This is a genomic window from Hymenobacter gummosus (assembly GCF_003970915.1).
Classification (GTDB): Bacteria; Bacteroidota; Bacteroidia; order Cytophagales; family Hymenobacteraceae; genus Solirubrum; species Solirubrum gummosum.
On sequence record NZ_RXOF01000005.1, the window covers coordinates 266,976 to 289,625 of the forward strand.

The 22,650-nt window shown below is 66.9% G+C and carries 20 protein-coding genes; 5 read left to right on the plus strand and 15 right to left on the minus strand.

Annotated elements, in window-relative coordinates; translation table 11 throughout:
* Window positions 1-173: 173 nt before the first annotated feature.
* The gene (locus tag EJV47_RS11125; RefSeq protein WP_126693227.1) at window positions 174-1,571 is read right to left on the minus strand and encodes a DUF5723 family protein; all 1,398 of its coding nucleotides are present in this window, start codon (window positions 1,569-1,571) and stop codon (window positions 174-176) included.
* A 214-nt stretch (window positions 1,572-1,785) separates the two neighbouring features.
* On the opposite strand from EJV47_RS11125, the gene meaB reads away from it, so the two are divergent.
* On the plus strand, window positions 1,786-2,760 hold the full coding sequence (gene meaB / locus EJV47_RS11130) for a methylmalonyl Co-A mutase-associated GTPase MeaB (RefSeq protein WP_126693228.1): 975 nt from the start codon (window positions 1,786-1,788) through the stop codon (window positions 2,758-2,760).
* 127 nt (window positions 2,761-2,887) lie between these two features.
* On the opposite strand, the gene EJV47_RS11135 is transcribed toward meaB, so the two are convergent.
* The 7 genes from EJV47_RS11135 to EJV47_RS11165 all read right to left on the minus strand — a co-directional run bounded on the left by EJV47_RS11135 (window position 2,888) and on the right by EJV47_RS11165 (window position 13,036).
* Complete coding sequence (locus tag EJV47_RS11135; protein ID WP_126693229.1) at window positions 2,888-4,522, minus strand: carboxylesterase/lipase family protein; 1,635 nt, start codon at window positions 4,520-4,522, stop codon at window positions 2,888-2,890.
* A 53-nt stretch (window positions 4,523-4,575) separates the two neighbouring features.
* Entirely contained in the window at window positions 4,576-4,965 is a 390-nt protein-coding gene (locus EJV47_RS11140; protein ID WP_126693230.1) for a VOC family protein, read from the minus strand.
* A complete protein-coding gene (locus tag EJV47_RS11145; RefSeq protein ID WP_126693231.1) occupies window positions 4,965-5,618 on the minus strand; it encodes a hypothetical protein in 654 nt (217 codons plus the stop codon). The genes EJV47_RS11140 and EJV47_RS11145 overlap by 1 nt, the downstream gene beginning before the upstream one ends.
* A gap of 127 nt (window positions 5,619-5,745) precedes the next feature.
* The gene (locus EJV47_RS11150) at window positions 5,746-8,295 is read right to left on the minus strand and encodes a DUF5916 domain-containing protein (protein WP_126693232.1); all 2,550 of its coding nucleotides are present in this window, start codon (window positions 8,293-8,295) and stop codon (window positions 5,746-5,748) included.
* 204 nt (window positions 8,296-8,499) lie between these two features.
* Window positions 8,500-11,145 carry a M56 family metallopeptidase gene (locus EJV47_RS11155; RefSeq protein WP_126693233.1) on the minus strand — a complete coding sequence of 882 codons (2,646 nt, stop codon included), beginning with the start codon at window positions 11,143-11,145 and terminating at the stop codon, window positions 8,500-8,502.
* Window positions 11,132-11,557, minus strand: coding sequence for a BlaI/MecI/CopY family transcriptional regulator (locus EJV47_RS11160; RefSeq protein WP_126693234.1), 426 nt, complete (start codon window positions 11,555-11,557; stop codon window positions 11,132-11,134). Before EJV47_RS11160 ends, EJV47_RS11155 begins: the two co-directional genes overlap by 14 nt.
* 399 nt (window positions 11,558-11,956) lie before the next feature.
* Complete coding sequence (locus tag EJV47_RS11165) at window positions 11,957-13,036, minus strand: hypothetical protein (protein WP_126693235.1); 1,080 nt, start codon at window positions 13,034-13,036, stop codon at window positions 11,957-11,959.
* 204 nt (window positions 13,037-13,240) lie between these two features.
* Between EJV47_RS11165 and EJV47_RS11170 the strand changes: the two genes are divergently transcribed.
* A complete protein-coding gene (locus tag EJV47_RS11170) occupies window positions 13,241-14,290 on the plus strand; it encodes a sensor histidine kinase (protein WP_126693236.1) in 1,050 nt (349 codons plus the stop codon).
* Window positions 14,290-15,018, plus strand: a complete 729-nt coding sequence (locus EJV47_RS11175) for a LytR/AlgR family response regulator transcription factor (RefSeq protein WP_126693237.1) — start codon at window positions 14,290-14,292, stop codon at window positions 15,016-15,018. The genes EJV47_RS11170 and EJV47_RS11175 overlap by 1 nt, the downstream gene beginning before the upstream one ends.
* Before the next feature lie 16 nt (window positions 15,019-15,034).
* On the opposite strand, the gene folB is transcribed toward EJV47_RS11175, so the two are convergent.
* The 3 genes from folB to EJV47_RS11190 all read right to left on the minus strand — a co-directional run bounded on the left by folB (window position 15,035) and on the right by EJV47_RS11190 (window position 17,760).
* Window positions 15,035-15,406 (minus strand): dihydroneopterin aldolase, encoded by a 372-nt coding sequence (gene folB / locus EJV47_RS11180; RefSeq protein ID WP_126693238.1) that lies wholly within the window; start codon window positions 15,404-15,406, stop codon window positions 15,035-15,037.
* 264 nt (window positions 15,407-15,670) lie between these two features.
* A complete protein-coding gene (locus tag EJV47_RS11185; RefSeq protein ID WP_126693239.1) occupies window positions 15,671-16,687 on the minus strand; it encodes a DivIVA domain-containing protein in 1,017 nt (338 codons plus the stop codon).
* A gap of 137 nt (window positions 16,688-16,824) precedes the next feature.
* Window positions 16,825-17,760 (minus strand): WD40 repeat domain-containing protein, encoded by a 936-nt coding sequence (locus tag EJV47_RS11190; RefSeq protein WP_126693240.1) that lies wholly within the window; start codon window positions 17,758-17,760, stop codon window positions 16,825-16,827.
* 143 nt (window positions 17,761-17,903) lie between these two features.
* Here EJV47_RS11190 and EJV47_RS11195 point away from each other — a divergent pair, with 143 nt between their 5' ends.
* Both EJV47_RS11195 and EJV47_RS11200 read left to right on the plus strand, forming a co-directional pair.
* Window positions 17,904-18,575: a 4'-phosphopantetheinyl transferase family protein gene (locus EJV47_RS11195; protein WP_126693241.1), complete on the plus strand. Its 672-nt coding sequence runs from the start codon at window positions 17,904-17,906 to the stop codon at window positions 18,573-18,575.
* A 17-nt stretch (window positions 18,576-18,592) separates the two neighbouring features.
* Complete coding sequence (locus tag EJV47_RS11200) at window positions 18,593-19,198, plus strand: redoxin family protein (RefSeq protein ID WP_165903706.1); 606 nt, start codon at window positions 18,593-18,595, stop codon at window positions 19,196-19,198.
* Between the two features lie 281 nt (window positions 19,199-19,479).
* Here EJV47_RS11200 and EJV47_RS11205 read toward each other — a convergent pair whose 3' ends face one another.
* The 4 genes from EJV47_RS11205 to EJV47_RS11220 all read right to left on the minus strand — a co-directional run bounded on the left by EJV47_RS11205 (window position 19,480) and on the right by EJV47_RS11220 (window position 22,629).
* Window positions 19,480-20,367, minus strand: coding sequence for a transglutaminase-like domain-containing protein (locus EJV47_RS11205; RefSeq protein WP_126693243.1), 888 nt, complete (start codon window positions 20,365-20,367; stop codon window positions 19,480-19,482).
* A gap of 177 nt (window positions 20,368-20,544) precedes the next feature.
* Entirely contained in the window at window positions 20,545-20,778 is a 234-nt protein-coding gene (locus EJV47_RS11210; RefSeq protein WP_165903707.1) for a hypothetical protein, read from the minus strand.
* 272 nt (window positions 20,779-21,050) lie between these two features.
* On the minus strand, window positions 21,051-21,404 hold the full coding sequence (locus EJV47_RS11215; RefSeq protein WP_126693245.1) for a hypothetical protein: 354 nt from the start codon (window positions 21,402-21,404) through the stop codon (window positions 21,051-21,053).
* A gap of 13 nt (window positions 21,405-21,417) precedes the next feature.
* Complete coding sequence (locus EJV47_RS11220) at window positions 21,418-22,629, minus strand: toxin-antitoxin system YwqK family antitoxin (RefSeq protein WP_165903708.1); 1,212 nt, start codon at window positions 22,627-22,629, stop codon at window positions 21,418-21,420.
* Window positions 22,630-22,650 lie beyond the last annotated feature (21 nt).

Consider the following 22,650-nt stretch of genomic DNA (forward strand, 5'->3'; position numbering starts at 1 on the left):
GCCACCAACGCCCTGATGTTGGTGGCTGCGCTTTTATCGTTTCAGTCGATTAGCGTCGGTACGATGGCATCCGCGGCGGTGCAGGGTGCGAGGAAGGTCCTTCGCGTTGCTCAGGATGACGTTCAGATTGATCCGGCTGCCGTAGGCACCTAATCACCCAATCCCTTAATCACCTACTTCTGCTCCCCGAACTTGAAGCGCAGAAAGCCGGTGGCTACCGACACGTAGGGGCTTTCGGAGGTGAACAGGCCCACCAGGTCGCGGGTGCTGAGGCCGGCTTCGTAGTGCTTGGTGGCCAGCGTGACGCCCAGCGGCAGGCTGAAGCCGTAACCGGCGCCGCTGCTCAGGCCGCTGCTCAGGCGCAGCCAGCGGATGGGCTTGAAGTCGACGCCGGCGCCGATGAAGGGCTTGGGCAGGTTGCCGGCCACGTTGTTGAGCGGAATGGTGGCGTCGAGGCCCACCTCGAAATACTCGCTGATGCGCAGGCCAGCGCCGGCGCGCAGCTTGGTGGGCAGGCTTTCGGACCGCTCGGCGCTGGGCTGGTACTGGAAGAGGCTGTCGGTGCCGGCGGCCACCAGCTGGGCGGCTTCCTTGAAGAAGTTGTAGGTATTGACGCCGGTGGAGTTGAGTTGCTTGAGCCGCTGGTCGTTGGCCGTGAGCAGGTTGCCCGTCCACTTCATGCTACCCACGTCGGTGAGGGAGAGGCCCAGGCGCAGGGCCTTGCCGGTTTCGATGGCCACGCCCAAATCGAAGCCGTTGCCCTTGCCCACCGGGCGCAGGCCCGAGCCGCCGCTGCGGTAGTTGAACTGCGGGTTGCGCACCACGTCGCCGTAGTTGATATCGAACAGCGGCGACACGGAGCCGAATGCGTTGAGCTTGCCGTCCTCGGCCCGGATGTCGATAACGCCCACGCCCTCGATGTAGCGGTAGCCCACGCCGGCCGAGAGCTGAAACATGTCGTTGTCGAGGATGCGACGGCCAAAGGCCACGTTGAACTCGTTGAGCCAGCTCATCTGCAGGCGCGTGCCTTCCAGGGCGGTGGACACCAGCGGGGCGGTGCCAGGCTGGTAGTTCTGGTAAATCGGCGCGTTCTTGCCCAGGAACAGGATTTCGGCCATGTTCTTGTTCAGCCCCGCGTGGCTCACGAAGCGCTGCTGGTTGCTGATGGCCACCGTGCCCAGCCCCAGCAGCGACACGGCCGCCCCGAAGGTCGTCACGTCGGCATTCACGTTCAGGGCGTTGTCGGAGGTGAAGGCCTTGGCCAGCTCCTGCTTTTCGGCCTGGGTCAGGCGGTCGTCCACGCGCTTGATGAAGCGCATCATCTGCTCACGCGTGAGCGACTGGGAGCCGACGCCCACCCCAAACTGCAGCAAGCCCACCGCCACCTTGGGGCTGCCGATGCGGGCGAGGTTGGCGGGGTTGATGCCGATGGCCTGGTAGTCGCTGACGAAGGTATTGGCCACGCCGCCGCGGCCCGTGGAGCCGAAGTTGCTAAGCTCGTTCTGGGCGTGCAGGGCCGCGGGGGCCAGCGCCAGGCCCGTCAGGGCCAGGCCAGTCAGTAGTCGTTTCATCACCGGTAGTTGTTGAGAGGGTAAGTCCGCGCCGCGGCGGATAGGCTCAGGGGGTGGCGGCGCAACGCCGGGGCAAGTACCTACATTTAAGCCGCCGAACCAAAGCGGGCCGGTTACGAATCGATGAGCAAACGCCGAAAATCGACTTAGCCCGATTCCCGGCTCCCGCGTAAGCCCGTTTTCGGCGGCCCTACCGCCGATTTTCTTCTCCGCCGTGCCCAAACGACTCCCCGCCGCCCAGTACATCGACGGCCTGCTGGCCCACGACCGGCTCGTGCTCAGCCGCGCCATTACCCTCGTCGAAAGCACCCTGCCCGCCGACCAGGCGCTGGCCCAGCAGGTACTGACGGCGGTGCTGCCCCAGGCGGGCCGCTCGGTGCGGGTGGGCATTACGGGCGTGCCGGGCGTGGGCAAGAGCACGTTCATCGAAGCCCTGGGCATGCACCTGGTGGAGCAGGGCCACCGCCTGGCCGTGCTGGCCGTGGACCCCAGCAGCCAGCGCAGCGGCGGCAGCATCCTGGGCGACAAAACCCGCATGAACCAGCTGGCCGCGCACCCGCAGGCCTTTATCCGCCCCTCCCCGGCCGGCCGCTCCCTGGGCGGGGTGGCCCGGGCTTCCCGCGAAGCGCTGCTCCTGTGTGAGGCGGCGGGCTTCGACGTGATTTTCGTGGAAACCGTGGGCGTGGGCCAGAGCGAAACCGCCGTGCACGGCATGGTCGATTTCTTCCTGCTGCTAATGCTGGCCGGCGCCGGCGACGAGCTGCAGGGCGTCAAGCGCGGCATCATGGAAATGGCTGACGCGGTAGTTATTACCAAGGCCGACTCGGGCAACGAGCTGGCGGCCAAACGGGCGCGGGTGGAGTACCAGTCGGCGCTGCGGCTGTTTCCGCACGCGGCCTCGGGCTGGGCGCCGGTGGCCCGCACCTGCTCGGCCCTCACCGGCGAGGGCGTGCCGGGCGTGTGGCAGGAAATCGGCCGATACCTGGAGCTGACGCGCGGCAACGGCGCCTTTGAGCGGCGGCGGCAGGAGCAGAACCTGCAGTGGCTGCAGCAAAGCATCCGGGAGGCGCTGGAGGAACGCTTCTACGCCCGCCCGGACGTGGCCGCGCGCTTGCCCGCGCTGCAGCAGCGGGTGATGAGCGGGCAGCAGTCGGCCTTCGGAGCGGCGGCGGAGCTGCTGGGGCTGTAGCGCGAAGCAGAGCCGTATCATTAGCTGATGCCTGGACGGCTTGCGTGTAGCGCGAAGCTCCGCTTCGTGCATCGTTGCTGACGCCTGCACGACTATCGGTCAACGAAACGCGAAGCAGAGCTTCACGCTACTTATTCAGCAGCTCGTCCAGCAGCTGATACCGGGCTTCCTGGGCCGCGGGCTCGGCGCGGGTGCTGGCGTTGATGCGCAGCTGCTGCGGGCGGGCCCCGCCCGCGGCGGGCCAGGGCGCAAGGCCGGCGCCGTTGGGGTTGCCGGTCTTGATGAAGTTGGCGAAGTAGCGCTGCAGCAGGTCCGACACCAGGTAGTCGGTGGCCGTCCAGGCGTAGACTTTATTGGTGGCCAGGTTGCCCAGGGCGTACTCGATTTCGGCCGAATGCACGGCGCCCCGGGGCGCGGGCGGCTTGGGTTTGCTCGGGTCGGCTTTCAGCACGCCGCCGGCCAGGCCGGGCGTGGCGTCGCCCATGGCCGGCACCATGGCGGGGCGGGGCTGGGCGTAGAGGTAGCGGTACACGGGCTGCCCGCCGGTTTGCTGGTGCGCGGCGGCCCACTTCCACGTGCTGTAGCCGATGAACAGGTCGCCGGCCAGGTCGGTGGCCGACTGCTCGGCTTCGGCGGGCGTGGTGGCGGGGTACAGCTTGAGCACCGCCGCCGCCCGGTCGCCAAAGCGCTTTTGCACGGCCTGCTGGTAGTTTTCGGGCGTCAGAGGCTGGCCGCCGAGCAGCCAGCCGGCATTCATTTCCTCGGAGTTCCAGCCCAGCAGCAGCGGTACGCGGGCCTGTTGCCCGGCCGCGAAAATGGCCGGGGGCGCCTGGGGCAGAAAGTACCCGTCGAGGATGGGGCCGAAGCGGGGCGCGCCGGGCTTGCCGGCGGCGGCCAGCAGCTGCTCGGCCGGCAGGGCGCGCAGGGCGTCTAGCGAGGTGGCACCCACGCCAGCGGCGAAGGTGGCCCCCGCCTGCTCCGCCGCGGCCAGCGGGGTCAGGCCCAGGCTGGAGCCCAGCAGGGAGCCACTTTCGCCGATAGCCCGCTGAAACAAGCCTTTCGAGCCAGGGGAAGCCATCTGCCCGCTCACTGACATGGAACCGGCCGACTCGCCGGCAATGGTAACCTGCTGCGGGTCGCCGCCGAAGGCGCTGATGTTCTGCTGCACCCAGCGCAGGGCCGCCTGCTGGTCGAGCAGGCCGTAGTTGCCCGAGGCGTTGCGGCCCGATTCTCTGGTCAGCTCCGGGTGCGCCAGGAAGCCGAACACGCCCAGGCGGTAGTTGACCGTCACGGCCACGATGCCGCGGCGGGCCATGGCTTCGCCGTCGTAGCGCGGCTCGGAGGCGTCGCCGGCCTGGAAACCGCCGCCGTAGAAGTACACCAGCACCGGCCGCCGCTCCTGGGCCGCGGTGGCGGGCGTCCACACGTTCAGGTACAGGCAATCCTCGCTGCCAGCCGGGGAGCGGAAGTTCATGTCGCCGAACAAGGGCAGCTGCATGGGCCGGGCGGCAAACGCGGTGGCCGGCCGCACGCCCGCCCACGGCTGCACCGGCTGGGGCGGCTGCCAGCGCCGGGCCCCGACTGGCGGCGCGGCAAACGGCACCCCGAGAAAGACGCGGATACCCTGGCTGGTGCGGCCTTCCAGCGTACCCGCGGCCACGCGTACCCGGCTGCCGGCGGATTCTTTAGCGGTTGGTTTCTTGGCCTGGCTCAGGCAGATAAGAGACACGGCCAGCAGCAGGAGCAGGATAGCAGACTTCACGGTGGGAATGATTGGCGGGCGAAAAAATAAAGCAGCGGTTCAGACAGGGCCGCCTACTTGAGCTGCAGCAGGTCCCACTTGTTGCCGTAGAGGTCGGCAAATACCACGACCGAGCCGTAGTCCTCGTAGCGCGGCTCCTCCAGGAACTGCACCCCGGCGGCTTTATAGCGGGCGTAATCGGCGGCGAAGTCGTCGGTGTTGAGGAACAGGAACACCCGGCCGCCAGCCTGGTTGCCGACGTGGGCGCGCTGCTCGTCGGTGGCGGCCTGGGCCAGCAGCAGGGCCGGCGTGGCGCCGCCAGTTGGGGCTACGCGCACCCAGCGTTTGCCCTGGCCGCGGTCGGTGTCTTCCAGCAGCTCGAAGCCCAGCTTATCGACGTAGAAGCGGATGGCCTCGTCGTAGTCGCGGACGAGCAGGGTAAGGTTGGCAATGTGCTGGGGCATTAGTCGGGGGCGTGAAGGATTGACAGGAGTTCGTTGTAATCCGTCAGCAGGCGCTTTTGTTCGAGCGGCAGCATCTCGCTGGCCGGCTTTGGCTCGACGCCCTTACCCCGGAGCTGCCGAATCAGCTGGCCGTCGGCGAAGTAGCTGCGGGTTTCCTCGACGGTGGACTGGGCGGGGTCGAAAGCCGGGCCGCCGTTCTGCCGGGCCGTGGCAGAGTCGTAGTAGAATGGCCGGTTATAGCTCGTCTTCTGCTCGTACACGAAGGACAGCTGGCCGTCCAGCAGGTAATATTCGGTCAGCCACTGGCCCGTCTCGCCGTAGTCGCGGGCCACGATTTTGACCGGCACCGCGCCTTCGTAGTAAAACACCGCCTCCCCGCCTTCGGTGGAGCGGCTCAACTCGCGCTTCACCACCCGGCTCCACTGCTTGCGGGCGTTCAGGCTCTGGAAGTTGGCGCGGATGGGTTGGAGCTGCAGCTCGTGGCTTAGCTCGTCGTTGGTGGCGGGGCTGCCCTGCCGCACCGAGTCCTGGCGCAGGGCGGTAGCGGCCGAGGCTGGTGGGGGCGTCGCCTTCACTTCGGGCTGCTTTTCGGAGCCGCAGGCCGTGGTCAGCAGGGCAAGCAGGCTCAGCCCGCGCAGTAAGTGTAAAGTCATAGCCTAAAGTAAAGCGCCAAAGTAGTCCGAACGCCTTTCCCGGCGCAGAGTTGCGGCCCCCGCAAAAGCAAACGCCGCGGCTTCGCTCATGGCAAAACCGCGGCGCCGGGGCCGACTGGCGCAACTACTAGCTGCGCTTGGGCCGCACGGCCAAGTAATCGAGGTAGTAGAGGATTTTCACCGACAGCGAGTTGTTGTGCGGGGTGTTGATGGTGTTGTTCAGGTTGTCGAAGTATAGCGGGGTGGCCTGGTTGGCTTCCAGGAAGTTGGTACCCGCGTTTTTCCACACCACGCTGATCTGGGAGCCGGGCGCAAACCACCAGGAGTACACCGCGTCCACGTTGAAGGCGTTGTAGGTGTTGTCGCGGTTGCGCCGGTAGTCAATCAGCTCCTCCTCGCCGCCGGGCGTGAGGCGGGCAAAATCCTTGTAGCGCACGTTGCTGGTGTAGTGCCGCGTGCGGATGGTCAGGGACATGCGGTTGGTAAACGTGTAGCCCGCCTGCAGCACCGACGACACCGTCACCACGTTGCGGCGGCCCAGCACCACGTCGTTGAGGAAGGGCTGGTCCTCGGGCTCGTTCCCGTCCATACCGCCGTTGACGTAGCCAATTTGGTTGCGCGAGAGGTTCCAGTCGACGGAGTAGCGGAAGTTCAGCTTGTTGTTGACGCGGTAGCGCGGCGACACGCTCACGCCGTAGCCGGCGCGGCGCGGGCGCGGCAGGCGGCCGTCCTCTTCGTACACCCGGATGCCGCCGTTCACGTCCAGGGCCAGCTTCTTGCGGTAGTCCGACGAGATGAAGCCGCCCACGTTCACGTTGGCCGGCAGGCGCACCCAGTATTTGCCCAGCGGGTACTGCCGCGGCTCGTAGTAGTCGCGCGTGACGGGGTTGGCGTCGAAGTTCATCCCCGTGGTCAGAAACTGCTTGGTGAAGGTGGTGTTCCAGCCCCCGTACACGTTGGCGTTCTGGTACTGGGTGGGCGCGTAGAGCAGCGAGTGGGCCACGCCCCACCAGGAGTAAAAGTTATTGACCTTCCAGAAGGGCTTGTACTTGTTGTAGCTCATGTACAGCTCCTGGCTGATGTTGTTGTTGCCGAACAGAATGCCCAAATCGTTCGGGTTGTAGTGGTCCGACTCGATGCCGTGGCTTAGGTTCCAGGTGAAGCTGCCGCTGATTTTGCCCACGCTCACCCGGTACTTGTAGCCGTTCTGGTCGTCAATCTGCGCGTCGGAGCCGAACACGTTGCCGCGCCGCCGCGAGTACACCACGCGTCCGTCGATGGCGTAGGAGTTCTTCTTGTTGGCGAAGCGCCACAGCCCGCCCGTCACGTTCGCGTCGTAGGTGCGGCCGAAGCGCGTCACGTTGGTGTTGATCAGCGACACGTACGAGTTGTTCTTCAAGGACTGGTCGAGCACCGCAATGTTGTAGTTCGAGAAGGGCTGCGTCAGCACCTGCCGCTCCGCCCCCGTCTCCTTGTTCTGGATGGTGGCGTACACGTCGTTGCTGAGGGCGTTGAACAAGCCGATGCCCAGCCCCTTCTTCGTGCGGCCCGATACCTTGGTGGCGTTCAGCAGCCGCGTTTCGGCCGGGTTGCGGATGATTTTCTCGTTGTCAGCCGCTTGCACGTCGTAGAAGCCGATGGGCGTGGCCCCCACGCGGCGGGAGTAGAACAGGTTGCCCTTGTTGAACAGCTCGGTGCCCTCGGTGAAGAACTGCCGGTTTTCGTTGAACTGCACCTCGAAGGGCGACAGGTTCAGCACCTGGTTGTCGCTCTGCACCTGCCCGAAGTCGGGCACCAGCGTCGCGTCGAGGGTGAAGCTTTCGTTGATGCCCCATTTCACGTCGGCCCCGCCGTTGAAGCTCGTAGTGGTACGACGGGTGCCCTCGGCGTTGAGCGGGTTGTGGTTCACGTAGCCCGACACGTAGGGCGTGAGCGAGAGGCGCAGCGGGGGCTTGATGTCGCGGATGCCTTCCAGCGTGCCCCACTGGTTCACGAAGCCGTCGATGGCGGGCTTCACCTCGTTCCAGAAGAAGCCCTGGTTTTCCTTTTTGCGCTGGCGCATGAAGTTCAGCCCCCAGTGCTGCTCGGGCTGGGCCGAGAAGCGGATGGCCGAGTACGGAATGCGCAGCTCGGCCACCCAGTCGGTGCCGCGCAGGGCCGTGCGCGAGTCCCATACGGCGTTCCAGTTGAAATCCTCGCCGCCGGCCGGGGAGTAGCGCGCGTCCATCTGCACCCCGCCGGGCGTCACGAAGAAGCCGTAGCCGTTGAGCTTGTCCTGGTAGGTATCGAGGAAGACCCCGAAGAAGTCGGTGTTGCCGAAGTTGTCCCGGGCCGCCAGCTCGCGCATGATGGAGTCGGGCGACACGTCGTGCATCACGGCCCCGATGTAGAGGTTGGCGTCGTCGTAGAGGATGCGCACCTCGGTTTTGTGCCGCTCGGGCGGGCCGGGGTTGGGGCGGTTCTGAATGAAGTCGGTGGCAATGGGCGCCTGCTGCCAGGCCGGCTCGTCGAGGGCCGCGTCGAGCTTGATGGCTTCGGCAATACGCAGGGCCTGCAGCTGCTTTTTGGGAGCCAGCGTGGTGGCGGCCGCAGCAGTCGGCGCGGGGGCCTGGGCCGCCGCCGGCCAGGCCAGCAGCAGCGGCCCCAGCAGCAGAAACAGCAGCTTGTGAATAGACATTGGAATAAGGCGGGGAACCAGTGGGAAAGCGGGAAGTGCGCGATAGATGAGGGCGCGGGGGCAAGCGTTGCTTAGCCCAGCGAAGAATTTGCGGCGGGCTGCAGCCGGGGCGGAATTATGCTACCCGCCCGCACGCAGAACGGGCCGACCAGGAGCGTTTCCCAGCCGGCCCGTCCCGGTTTGTGGCGCGTCGGTCAGTGCCGCTTAGTCTTCGCTGACGCTGACGTTCAGGTTTACTTTCTGGCCTTTGTCGCCGCCCATGAGCTTGCGGTACTTATCGGCAGTGGCCGCGGGCTGCTTCTTGCCGTTCACCACCATTTCACTGCCGTCCAGGCGGAACTGGTAGCTGCGGTCCGCAGCCCCGATCAGTCCGTCCTGGCGCAGCTGCTCGGTCAGGTTCACGCCGTTGACGGAGGTCGTGCGCGGGGCCCGCGGGGCGCGGGGTGCCCGGGGCGGCAGCGGCGCTACCGGGGGCACCGGCGGCACGGCGCGCCAGGTGCCGGGCGCCGCCGGGGGAGCCGGCGGCGCCGGGGGCGTGGGCCTGTCGGCGTTGGTAATCGAGGTGGTGGAGCTGTTCTCGCTGCGGTTCATCGTCACCGAGCCCGTGCCGCTCAGCGGCCGGCCGGAGGCGGTGTTCCAGCGCTCCAGGTACTTGCGGCGCACGCTCTCGGGCTGCTCCGTGCCGTTGACCTTCATGCTCGTCTGCGAGAGGCTCAGGCTGAAGTTCTTGGTGTCCTTGATGAGCCCGTCCTTGAGCAGCTCCTGCACAAACTGCTCCTCCACGCGGCGGGCGCGCTCCGCGTTTTCCCGGGCTCGTTCGGCATTCTCGCGGGCGCGCTCAGCGTTGCGCGCGGCTCGTTCGGCGTTGAGGCGGGCCCGCTCGGCATTCAGCCGGGCGCGCTCTTCGTTGGAGCGGGCGCGGTCATCTTCCAGCCGGGCGCGTTCTTCCTCGCGCAGGGCTTCGCGCCGTTCGCGCAAAGCTTCTTCCCGCTCCCGCAGGGCCTCTTCCCGGTCGCGCTGGGCTTCGCTGTGGTCCTGCAGCCGCTCGCGCAGCTCGCTGCGCTGGTCGCGCACGCGGTCCAGGGCTTCCTCCACCCGCTCGCGCTCCGCCTCGGTCAGGTCGCGGTCGAAGCGGGCTTTGGACAAGGACTTCTCGGCGGCGGCCAGGGCGTCGCGCTGCATTTCCCAGTTGCCGTTGCCGTTGTAGCTGAAGTTGAGGTTCTGCAGGTGGTTGAGCTTTTCGAGCTGGCGCAAATCCACTTCCAGCTTCTTCATTTGCTGCCGGAACTCGGCCGAGTTGAAGCGCTGGTCGAACTTGGAGTCGAATTTGAAATCCCCGGGGCCGACGTAGGTGAAGGTCTGGCCATTGCCCGGCAGCACGTAGGCGCGGCCGTTGCCGGGCACGCTGATAACCTGGGTGCGGCTTTCGCCCCCCTTGCCGCCGCGCCCGTCGGCCGCGGCGCCTTCCACGCGCTGGCCGTTCACGTACATATCCGTCACGCGGCCCTTCTTGTCTTTCTCGATAATCACCGTGCCCGGCTCCCCGCGGCGGCCGGCGCCGTCGACCACTACTACCTGGCTGCTGCCTTTGGCTTTGCGCTTGTTTTTGCGCTTGGGGTCGTCATCGTCGCTGGTAGTCGTGGTAGTGGTGCTGCTGGTCGTGGAGGTCGTCGTGCTGGTGGTCAGCTGCTCGTCGGTGCAGATGGCGCGGGCCGGGGCCGGCGTCACGGCGTTGATAATAGGGCGCAGCACGCTGTTGCGCAGCAGGCGCGGGGCTTCGGCCAGGCGCGGGTTGGCCAGGGCGGCGGCGGCCGTAAACGAGAGCAGCAGCAGGCCCACCATCACCACGCAGGCGGCCATGAAGCCTTCGGTAAACGTGGGGGCGGTGCGGCCCTGCACCAAGCGGCGCACCCGGCCCAGCAAGGAGCCCTTGGGGCCGGTGGCGGCCATGCTCAGGCGCGGGGCAGCGGCGCGCTCCAGGCCCAGCTCGGCCAGGGCGGCCAGGGCGCGGGCCAGCACCAGCGGGTCGCCGCAGAGCGTGGCGGCTACGTCGTCGCAGCAGTTTTCGCGCTCGGTGCGCAGCGTAGCCGTCATAAACCACACGGCCGGGTGGTAGAAAAACAGCACTTCGGCCACCGACTGCAGCAGGTTGATGAGGTAGTCGCGGCGCGCCACGTGGGCCAGCTCGTGGGCCAGAATGGCTTCGAGCTGGGCGGCCGACAAACCGGCCACGGCGCCCAGGGGCAGCAGAATCAGGGGGCGCAGGTGGCCCACCACCACCGGCACGCGCACCAGCGACGACTCCAGCAGCCCGACGGGGCGGTCGAGGCCGGCGCGCTCGGCGAGGCTATTGAGGCGGTTTTGCCAGAGCAAGCCCAGCGGACGGGTGCCGTAGTGGCGCAGGCGCTGCACGTAGGCCAGCCCGCCGAGCAGGCGCAGCGTCATAGTGAGCAGGCCCAGCAGCCAGATCATCACCAGCAGGGGCAGGTGCTCTTCCACGTAGCGCAGGATGGTGGCGGTGCTGAGCGGACCTTCGGCGGCCACGGCAGCCGGAGCAGCGGGGGCCGAGGTAGCGGCCGTCAGCGCCGGAGCGGCGGCGGCAGCTGGTACGTCGGCGGCGGGCAGGGCCGTCCAGTAGTAGCGCAGGAAGGTGACGCCCGCCAGCAGCAGCAGCAGGGCCAGGGCGCCGCCCGTCACGCGGTAGCGCACCTGCGCCGAGTGGCGGCGCAGCACCAGCATCAGCCCGGCCAGCGCCAGGGCCACCACGGCCCCCTGCCACAGGGAATGCAGGATGGTGTAGCCGACGGCGCGGACCAGCGCGGGCGTCAGCAGGTTCTCAAGCCAGTTCATCGGGGGCGTCGGTTGCGGGTTTGGCGGGGGTTTGGTCGTCGATGTTGTCGAGCAGGTTCCGAATCTGGTCCAGCTCTTCGCGGGTGGTGCGGCGGTTACCCAAGGCCTGCTGCACCAGCTTCAGGGCCGAGCCGCCGAACGCCGCCTCCAGCAGCCGGTCGATAAGCTGGCCCTGGGTTTCCTGCTCGCGCAGGGCCGGGCGGTACACGTGGGTGCGGCTGGAGTCGTCGCGCACCACGATGCCTTTTTCGTGCATGAGCTGCAGCAGCTTCAGGGTGGTAGTGTAGCCCACGTCGCGGCGCTTGCTCAGCTCGTCGTTGACGAAGCGCACCGTGCTCGGCCCGTGCTGCCACAGCACCTGCAGAATTTCCAGCTCCGATTCCGTCGGGCGCGGTATGTTCTTTTTGGTCATGTCGAGGTGAACGTTACGAATAGCTTCGTAGCAAATATGTACGAAGCACGTCGTAGAAGTCAAGCTTTTGCTACGAAATATTTCGTCAGACCACGCACTACTGACAACAAGCGCAGGTAAGTAGCTGCATCACAAAAGCGTCCGGGCTTCCGCAATCAGCCCTTGCGGCACCAGCTGGCTGCGGCGGCCGCCCGTCGGCGCTACGAGGCAAAGCCGCCTGGTCCGCGCGCTTTGTCGGGCGCAGACCAGGCGGCTGGTAGGTGGGCCGGGCGGCCAGCAGGCGGCTTCCGGCTCCTTGCCGGGTTCGGCATTGGCAGCGGCCCCGGCCGGTCGTTTCGCGACGGCAGGCCTGCGCCTCAGAGTCGCAGGACCACCCGCCGGCAGGTCCGATTGAACCTGCTAATTCAGCCGGTAAATCAGTCCGACGCTGAGCATGGCCTGGCCCAGTTGCCAGGGCGGCGTGGCGGCGCCACCGTCCACCGTCACCGTGGCGCCGGCTTTTGCTAGCGGCACGTCGTCGTGGCGGCGGAAGAGGACGGAGCCGGTTTTCTCCGCCACGTGCAGCTCGGTACGGGTTTGGCGCAGCAGCTGCCAGCCCAGATCAGCCACCAGCTCGTAGCGCCGCGAAAAGGCCCAGCCCAGCCCCAGCTGCGGCACCAGGGCCCGGGTGCGCTGCTGCAACGACACGCCCAGCTCGCGGGCATCGAGCCGAACGTCGTCGAGCTGCAGGCGCGCATCGGCGTTGGCGTAGGTGCCGAAGCCGTAGCGCACCCGCTGCTGCGAGTAGGCCAGGCCGGCGCGCAGCAGCAGCGGCCGGCGCCCGGGGCGCAGGTTGTGCTCGTAGGTGGCACCGGCTTCCCAGCCCCGCCCCTTCCAGTTGCCCAACAAGCGGCGGGTGGTCAGGTGCACGGTCAGCGGCGGCAGCACGCGCACTTGAAATACGCTCCCGTACCAGCGCACCAGCGCCGGCGCGTCGACCCGCCGCTGGGCCTCGCCCCGAAAGCCGGAGCCGGGCGCCGCGAAGGTCAGGCCGACTTCGGCGGCGCGGCCCTGCAGCGGCATCAGCCCCGCCGCGAAGCCCAGCCGCACCCGTTCGTTCAGCTCCCGGGAAATGCGCCGGTGCCATTGCCGGGGCTCGTCTTGCCGCAGTCCGGGCCGGGCGGCCGATGCCTGGTCCGGCGTTGGATTATCGGCGGGGCCTGCCGGCTGCTCTGTAGCATCAGTAGCGAGGAATTGCCAGCTGCCGGGCGCCGGGGCCGGTTTTGGAGCACTCGGGCGCGGCATCAGGCTGGTGAGCGGCCGGTCGGCTGGCGGCAGGAAGGAACCAGGGCCGGCGGTGGGCAGCGCGGCGGCGCTGGTGCAGCACCAGCCGCTCAGTAGCAGCGCGCCCAGCCAGCGCCGCCGGGTGGCGGCGGGCGGTACTATCAGGGACGAAAGGACGGAGGCGGAGCCTGGGGTACGCGGAGCAGAGGTTTTCATAAGTGGTAAAGGGGGTTGGGCCGGGTCGGCTCGACGGTGCAGCCGCCGCGGCGTTTCTGGTCCCGAAACTGCGCGGCCCGCGCCGCCGCCGCACATCGGAATGACCAACCGGCGCCAACCGATGACCAACTACTCGCCGGCGCGGACCAACGCCGTTGGTCATGTTTATTTCTGCCCGGCAGCGGCCCCCGGTAGTTTTGCGCCATGACTTCTCTCCCCTTCTGGCAGCGCCGAATCGTGCGCCACGGCCTCGGCTGGCTGATTGTCCTGGTCCTGATGGGTGCCCTCTCGTGGTTTGGGGCCCCGGCGCTGGGGCGCGACCCGGCCCGCGCTTTTGCCGCGCTGCTGATGGAGCTGGCGCTGGTGGCCCCGCCCCTGTACCTGCACTTTGCCCTGCTCACCCGCCTGCTGGAGCGCGGCCACCGCGCTTGGTACGTGGCGGGCACCACTGCCGCGCTGGTGCTCGGTGCCCTGCTCGACGCACTCGGCGACGTGGGCCGGTCCTGGCTGCGCCACGTGCCGGTGGAGGCCTACACCGGGACCGATTTTCTGAGCGCCATGGTGGGCACGGCGCTGATTCTGCTGCTGGGCACGGGCTTGCGCTACGCCCGGCGGGGCCTGCTCAGCCAGCTGCAGATGCGGCGGCTGCGGGCCCGGCAGCTCGAAACGGAGCTGAGCTTGCTCAAAGCCCAGGTCAACCAGCACTTCCTGTTCAACACCCTCAACAATATGTACGCCCTGAGCCTGACGGCGCCCGAGCAGATACCCGAAGCCCTGCTGCAGCTGGCCGAGTTGATGCGCTACCAGCTCGACAGCTCCCGGCAGGCGCAGGTGACGGTGGGCACCGAGGCCGAGTACCTGGCCAACTACATCGGGCTGGAAAAGCTGCGCCTGCGGGCCAATACGCAGGTGGAGTTCAGTACCGACCTGCCCTACCCCGACCGGCCGCTGGCCCCGCTGCTGCTGCTGCCGCTGGTCGAGAACTGCTTCAAGCACGCCGTCGGCCCCAATGGCCCTAACCACATCCGCATCAGCCTCGTGCAGACTGATGTGGGCCTCACGCTGAGCACCGAAAACACCATTCCGGCGCAGTTCCGGGCCCGGCCTTCGGGCGTGGGGCTGCCCACGCTGCGGGCCCGGCTGGCGCAGTTTTACCCCGGCGCCCGGCACCGGCTCAGCATCGAGGCCACCGACACGCATTTCCGGGCCGTGCTGCACCTGGCTTTGGCCCCCGCTGCCGAACTTGTCGCCTGATGCCTGACTCCGCGCCCCTCCGCTGCCTGCTCGTCGACGACGAGCCGCTGGCCCACACCGTGCTGCGCGCCTACCTCGACCGGCTGCCGGCCCTGGCCCGCTGGGCGGGCAGCTGCCACGGCGCGGTGGAAGCGCTGCAACTGCTGCGCGCCACGCCCGTCGACGTGCTGTTTCTGGACGTGGACATGCCCGAGCTGACCGGCCTGGAGCTGCTGCGCGCCCTGCCTCACCCGCCGGCCGTGGTGCTGTGCACCGCCCACGCCCAGCACGCCCTCGACGCCTTCGACCTCGGCGTAGCCGATTACCTGCTCAAGCCCATCCGCTTCGAGCGGTTCGTCAAAACCATCAACCGCCTGCACGACGGCCGGGCCAGCACTAGCGGCGCCACCGGCAGCGCCCCGCCCCCCGCAGAGCCGCCCGCCGATTCGGTGTTTCTCAAGACCGATGCCGGCACCGAGCGGGTGCGCTTCGCCGAGCTGCTCTACATCGAGGGCTACGGCAACTTCGTGAAGTGCCGCCTGGCGTCGGGCCGGGTGCTGCTGGTGGCCGAAACCCTGAAAAACCTGCAGAGCCAGCTGCCCGCCAGCCGCTTTCTGCGCATCCATAAGTCTTATCTGGTGAACATAGCCCAGGTGGAGCGGCTGAGCGGCAACGTACTGCTGGCCGGCAACCACGAGCTGCCCGTGGGCGCTACCTACCGGCAGGACGTACTCCGGCACCTGCGCTGAACGCCACCCCGCCGCGCTACATGGCCGGCTGGGGCCGCTTGCGCTTCAAGGTCACGCGGGCGCGCTGGCAGATGCCGCCCACCGGCGGGTTGAACTTCGACACGCTTACCTCCACCCAGCGCACGTGGCCAAACTCGTGCAGAATCCGGTCGATGATGCGGTGGGCCAGGTGCTCCAGCAGCCGCGCCGGGGCCTGCATTTCCTCGGCCACGAGGCGGTAGAGCAGCTCGTAGTTCACGGTTTCGGCCAGCTGGTCGGTGCTGCCGGCGCGGTACAGGTTGGTGCGCACGCGCAGGTCCACCCCGTACTTGTTCCCGATTTTCTGCTCCTCGTCGTAGTAGCCGTGAAACGCGAAAAACTCCAGGCCTTCCAGTGCAATCTGACCCATCGGCGGTGAAATGGTGAGGTGGTGAAATGGTGAGTTGTGCGGTGTGGCCCGTCGGGTGATGCGGCGCACTACGTTGCCCCAACAAGCCGCCCACCGCCCGCAAAGGAAACAAAAAGCCCGCCCCGGAAGGCAGGCGTAGCTGGTGGTGCCGGAACCAGTAGCTTAAAAGTAGTGGTGCCACGACTTTTGGAGTCGTGGCACCACCCGGACGACAATCGTCCACAAAATCCGCGCAATCCGGATAAATCCGAAAGAATCCGTGATTTAGATTTCGTCGAAGAACGACTTCTCGGCTTCGGCGGCCACGGCCGGGGCGGCGGCGTAGCCGGGGTGCGGCGTGGGGGCGGGCGGCGCAATTTCGGGCGAAGACGGCGTCACCGGCTGCACGTCGGGTGCGGGCGTGGGAATGTAGGGCTCCGGGGCGTTGGGCACGGTGGCCGGCTCGGGCTGGTGAATACGGCCGGGCTCGGCCACGCCGGGGTTTTCGTAGGGCTCCTTCGGGCTGATTTCGGGGTGCGAGGGCGAGCCGGGCTGGGGCTGCTTGCCCGGCTGCGGGCCATTGGGCTCGAAGCCGATGGCGCGGGGCCGGGCATCACCAAAACCACTACCCACGGCGGGCGCGGTGGCGGGGATGCTGGCGGCGGAGGAAGAGGCGGCAGGTGCGGGCACGTACATGGAGGACGGTTCGGTTGCGGGCGAGGCGGGTTCCTCGCGTACCACCTTTACGCTGGCGGCCTTGGAAAGGATGGCCGCCGCCCCGCCGCGGGGCCGCTCCTTGGCCTTGTCGGCTTTCTGCTGCACGGCGCCGGCCAGCTGCTGCAGGTCGCGCACGAGGCCGTCGTACAGCCCTTCGAGGCGCTGGTGCTCCTGGCCCAGGCTCTGCACTTCCTGCTGCATGTCGGCAATGGCTTTATCGGCCTGCTGGTAGGCGTCGTCTACCACCGCGCGGGCCTTCTGCCGGGCTTCCGACAGCAGCTGCTCGGCTTCCATCTGGGCCTCGCGCACTTTCAGCTCGGCCTCCTTCTGGGCCTGGTCCACCATGCTGGAGCTGGTGTCCTCGGCGGTTTTGAGGGTGCGGTAGAGCGAGGTTTCCACTTCGCGCATGCGCTGCACGTCCTGCTGGGCCTGGTCGAGCTGCCGGCGCAGCTCCCGGTTTTCGTCGGTCATCCGCTCCCACTGCTGCGAGAGGGTGAGCAGGAAGCCGTCTACTTCGTCCTTGTCGACGCCGCGGAAGGCGCGCTCAAAGGTTTTCTGGCGGATATCGAGGGCGGTAATTTTCATGGGGAGGGGAAATGGAAGCTTGCTACGGGCTGGTAGTTGACGGTTTCGGCAGTAGGCTCCGGGTGTCGTGCCCAGGCCCAGCCGGGCAAAGGGCCCGGCGGCATCCGGGATTTTGCGCCTGCCCTACCGGTCCCCCGTCAACCATCAACCGACACCTGCCAAACGGCCAGGCTGCGGTCGTCGCTACACGAAACTAGCCGATTCTGCCGCCCCGACCAAAACAAGCGGTTCACGGAGGTGCCGTGCCCGGCGTGCCGGGCCCGGTCGACCACCCGCAGCAGGCGGCCCGAGGCAGCGTCCCAGAGCTTGATGCTTTTGTCCATGCTGCTGGTGGCCAGCAGGCGGCCGTCGGGGCTGAAGGTGAGGTGGTTGATGGTGTACATGTGCGCCACCACCGTGTAGGCCTCCGCGTAGCCGTGGTCGGCGTCGTACACGCGCAGGTGGGCGTCGCGGCCGGCCAGGTAGAGGTAGCGCCCGTCGGGGCCGTAGGCGCAGGTGAAGACGGAATTGGTGGCGTCGCTGAGCGTGTGCTTCACCTGTAGCGTGTCGGCGTCGAGGATGCGCAGGCGGTGGTCGGAGCCGCCCACGGCCAGCTCGCCGCGGCCCTCGTGCAGGCTCAGGCAACGCAGGCTGGCCGAACTCAGGCGCAGCAGCTGCTCCACGCCGAAATCGGTGGTGCGCAGCACGGCCAGCGTACCGTCGCCCAGGGCCACGTACAGGCGCTGCCGGGCTTCAGAGTAGGCGAAGTCGAAAATGGCCACCGGCGGCAGGGCCGTGGCGTGGCGCAGGGCTTTGTCCCGCAGGTCGATGACCTGTACGCCCTGGAAGTTGTGGCCGATAATCAGCAACTGCCGCGCCGCCTCGTAATGGAGCGCGTACACCGAGTTTTCGACGCGGGCCACCAGCTGCCCGTCCTGCTCGGGCGCGTCCACGTTCCAGGCCACCACCAGCCCATCGGCCCCGGCCGAGTAGAACGTGGCCTCGTTCGGGTGGCCGGTCAGCGCGTACACGCAGTCGCGGTGGCCGGTCAGGGCGGCCAGCTTATGAACCTGCGGGCGGGAAGCGGAAGTCATCGGTAGCAAAGGGGGCAAGAAGGAGCCGCGGCACTGGCGGCGGCACGAAAGTACGCCCGCCGGCCGGCACTGCCGCCACACCGGGCCCGCCGCGAATCCTGCCAGTGGCCGTACCTTAGCCCAGGCCAACCCCGTTTTTCCCCGTGCCGCTTCACCGCCTGACCGCGCCCCTCCCCGATTCGCCCGCCCTGCTCGGCCTCTGGCACCTCACCGAACCCGTGGAGGAGCTGCTGGCGCTGCTGCCCGCCGCCGCCGGCTACGCCGAGCTGCTGCCCGCCGGCCGCGATGCGCAGCGCCCGCGCCAGTGGCTGGCCGGTCGGGCCCTGGCCCACGCGCTGCTGCGGGAGCTAGGCGCCGGCCCGGCCCTCATCCGCAACGCCCCGGACACCGGGCAGCCGCTCGTCGTGGGCCCGCCCGGTTTCGGCGTGTCGTTGTCGCACTCCGGCGAGTGGGTGGCGGCGCTGCTGACGGCGCACGGGCGCGTTGGCATAGATGTTGAACAAGTGCGCCCGAAAGCCCGGCAGCTGGCCCGTAAGTTCTTATCCGACGACGAACTGCTGGACGCCGGCCCCGATGATGTAAAACACAGCCTTTACTGGAGCGCCAAGGAAACGCTCTACAAGCTCTACAGCCACCGCCGCCTGCTCTTCAAGGAGCACCTGCAACTGGACCCGTTCGAGCTGCAGGCCGCCGGCCAGCTCACCGGCCACCTGCTGCCGCCCGACGAAGCCCCCTCGCAGCACCGGCTCGGCTACGAACAGCTACCTTCCGGCTGCGTACTCACCTGGACCCATTCCCCCGCCCTTTTGCGCTGATGTTTCAGCTCCCCGATATGTCTTTCCGACGCCTTTCCCTGCTCGCCGCCGTGCTGCTCATCACCGCTACCGTGGTGGTAACGTCGGCCCGGGCCCAGACGGCCCTCGTCACCGATTTCACCCTGAAGCGCGCCGACAACTCGGCCCTGACGCTCAGCTCGCTCACCGGCCGCAAGGCCGTGGTGGTGGTCTTCACCAACCCCGGCTGCCCCTTTTCCCGCCTGTACCAAAGCCGCCTCAACGCGCTCAGCAGCGCCTACGCCGCCCAGGGAGTTGAATTTCTGCTGGTGACGGCGCCCATCAACCTGGAACAGACCGCCGACGCCCTCGACGCCGACAAGCTGAAGGTGAAAACCAGCGGCGACGCTGGCAGCCCCTTCACCGACGAAGGCCTGAAAACCGCCGCCCTGCTGGGCGTCTCGAAAACGCCGGAAGCCGTGGTGCTGCAGCCCGTAGCGGGCGGTTTCACGGTGCGCTACCGCGGCGCCATCGACGACAACCCGCAGATGGAGTCGTACGTGAAGGACCGTTACCTGAAAAGCGCCATCGACGCGGTGCTGGCCGGCCAGACGGCCGCCATTGCCGAGAAACGGGCTTCGGGCTGCCTGATCAAGAAGAACTAAACGGGCGAGGTGTGACGAAAGAAGAACGTCATCCTGACGCAGGAATGACCTTCCTCGAACCCTGCACCGCCGCCAGAGTCAAAGCCACTGACGTTCTTTCGGTAGAACGCCTACATAAAAGAAGCGCAGCCACTACCATAGCGGTTAGTGGCTGCGCTTTTATCGTTGCAGCTGATTAGCGTCTGCTCGTTATTATCAGCGGCGGTGCGGGGTTCGAGGAAGGTCCTTCGCTCTGCTCAGGATGACGTTCTTCTTTCTTCGCTCCTGCCCTACCCGAAACGTTACTCCTCGTCCGGCTCGTCTTCCTCGCTGGGAGGCGGCACGGGGGCTTCCTCGCCGGTCAGGATGGCCAGCAGCTTGCTGACTTCGGTGGCTTTTTCGGGCTCCTGCATTTTCTCGAAGCTCACGGCCAGGTTGCGCAGGGCGCGGCGCACGATGTCGAGGTGGGAGCAGGGCTCGAAGAAGATGTCGTTGGCCGGCAGGTTTAGCTGGGCCACGTAGTGCTCGATGTCGGTGCGGGTGAGAATGAGGCCGCGGTTGTAGCAGTTGATGTAGAACGGCTGGTTCTGCGGCTCCTCGGGCTTGTAGGTGAGAATGAACAGGTTGGGCAGGTTCACGCCGTACACCGGCAGCTTCAGGCGCTGGGCCACCAGCAGGTAGATTACGCAGAGCGTGAGCGGGTTGCCGCGGCGCGTTTCCAGCACCAGGTGCAGCATGGAGTTGGCCGGGGCGTGGAAGTTCTGGGTGTTGGCCGCGAAGCGGTGCACCTTGAACAGGATGTGGTTCAGGGCCCGGATCTGGTCAATGGGCCCCATTTCAGACGACATCAGCGTCCAGGCTTCGTAGCGCAGCTGCTCCACGGCGCGGTTGAGGGCCTGCAGGTCGGCGTCGGGGTACTGGTACTTGTTGATGAGCCACATGCCCTCCAGCAGGTTCTCGCCGCCCGAGTCGCGCCACACGCGCAGGCGCTCCTGCAGCCCGCTGAACTGCAAATCGTGAATCAGCTCTTCCAGGCGCTGCTGCTGCGCCGGGTCGAGGCTTTCCTCCCAGGCTTCTTCCAGAAAGGGAATCACGCTTTCGCCCAGCTCGTGAATCCGCTCCTCGATTTGGGGCCGGATTTCGGCGTCGTCGAGCAGCGAAATAAGGGCTTTGAGTTCTTTGTTGGTCATGGAACGCGCAAACAGGCCCGGCGCCGGCAGCAACTCGGAGCCCGGTAAAGCACAAATAAACGCAACGCGGGCGGCTTTGCCACGGCCGGGCGGCGGGTTTGTTTGCGGGGCCGTGCCGCATCCATGATCAAGGCAAATGGAATAATCTTCTTTCACTCTGAGCAGAACGTAACGCCTCTACACTGAAATAAGACGCTGCCGTGACTTGGGGGCGCCCAGCGCCTCGGCCGCTTGCAGCATTTCGGGCTGGGCTTGGGCGCAGCCCGACCCGGAGAAGATGGTGACTTTCGCGGCGGCTTTCAGCAGCGCGGCGGTTTCGCGCAGACCCGGGTCGGCATGACGCAGCAGGGCGCGGTGGCCGAGCACAGAAAGGCGCGGCACGGGCGGGTTAGGCACTTTTTTGTGGCTCATATCGCCGGAAAACAACTAATATGGGCCCGCCGCGCCGGCCTTGGAACGTCTGGATAGCGGCTTCGGTCGTGCGTACGGTCTGCGGGTGAACTCAGCAAGTCGCAGTAATGGCTGCACCCCCGACAGACCAGTTTGGTATGAGTTTCCTGCAAGTAGCCGGTGCCGATTTTGGGGCGGGGAATCTGGGCGGCCCAAACGGGCGGGTTTCCGCCGCGTCACCGGCTACTTGCGCCCCCGGGCAGACTGCCATGCTGCTTCTAGTAAATTGCTGCTCAGCGGCACTCGAAATTGTACTGCACCACGAACCGGCTGCCGGGCGGCATGTATGGGGCGGCGGGCTGCCCTACGTACCGTTCGCGCAGGCCGGCTTCGGGCGCGGCCTGCTCAAACTCCCACCTTCCGGCCAATTTCGGTACGGCGCAAGGCCGCCAGCGCCGCACCCGGTACACGGCCCGCACGAGGCCACCCTGCACGGCCGCCGCGTACTGTACCCGCTCACGTCGGCAGGGGGCTACGCGCCAGGCTTGCCGGGTAATGTCATACAGCTCGGCCTCACTCATTCCTACCCGGTACAGGCGGCTAACGTTCAGGAAAACGAAATTTCCAGCAAATGTTATCGGTTTCATCAGGCAGGTGGAACTAAAGGCCGGTCAGGGCCAGGGCTTTTGTCAGATCGGGTTCCTTGCGCAACGCTTTGCGCAGCTCGGGCTGCTCGCCGCGCTCCAGGGCCACGGCCAGCGCCAGCAGGCGCTTCAGCCGCTTGGCCCGCGTGAGCTGATCGGCGGGGCTGGTGGCGGCGCGGTAATCGGCCAGAAGCTGCTGGTACAGTTCCACGTACAGGCGCGGGTCGAGCTGGCGGCGGTAGCCCACGGCAGCTTCGTTGCGCATGGTTTCCTGTTTCAATGCCGCGTCTTTGGCCAGCGCTTCGGCCTCTTGCGTCATTTCCAGCTGCTGCCGACGGTCGGTTTCGGCCCGCGCGTAGGCTTGTTGTATAGAATCTTGCTGCAACTTTTGCCGCTGCCGCAGTGCTTCGTACTGCTGCTGCCGCGCTTGTTCGGCCATTTCCCGGGCTGTTTGCTTGTGCTCTACCAGTCGGCCGGCGGCGTACACGTCGTCCGTAATCAGCTCACCTGCTTCGCTGTAGGCCAGAAAACGGCCTTCGGGCGCGTCGTCAACGTAGTTTTCCTCGTAGCGCAGCTGCCCGTTGGGGTACCAGGCCCGAAACCGGCCGTTCATCAACCCGGCCGTGAAGTGACCGGATTTTTTGGGGCTGCCATCTTCATAGAAGCTCTGGATGTCGCCGTCGTTGTAGCGCTCATCGTTGCGGTAGGCGTATTGCTCTGCCAGCTTGCCGCCCGTGTAATACAGCGCCGCCGGGCCTTCCTTTTTATCGTTCTGATACCGGCATACCTCGTAGCCTTCGGCGTAGTAGAAATGCCAGACGCCTTCCCGGGAGCCGTTTACATAGTTGCCGGCCGACATTTTTTCGTTGGCCCCCCGATAGCGGATATAGGGACCGTGCGCTATGCCGTGGCGCACCGTTACGTCGTATTGCAGTTGGGGCTGCCCGGCCGCGTTCAGGTATTCCAGCTGCCGGCCTTCTGCCTGGTTATGGCGGTAGTTGCCCTTTTTCCAGAGCACGCCCTGCTCGTCGTATTCTTTGTAGTAGCCGTGCTTGCACTCGGGCACGGCCGCCGTGCGGATATACTGGTATTCCTCGTGCAAGCGGCGGCGGCTCAGGTCGTAGTACGTGCGCTTGAGCAGCACCTGCTGGGCCCCGGCGGCGTGGGCCAGCCCCAGCAGCAGGCCGGTCAGCAGCGCGAGCGGCCGAAACCGGCGGAGCGTCTTCATCGGTAACATGGCAGCTTGGTG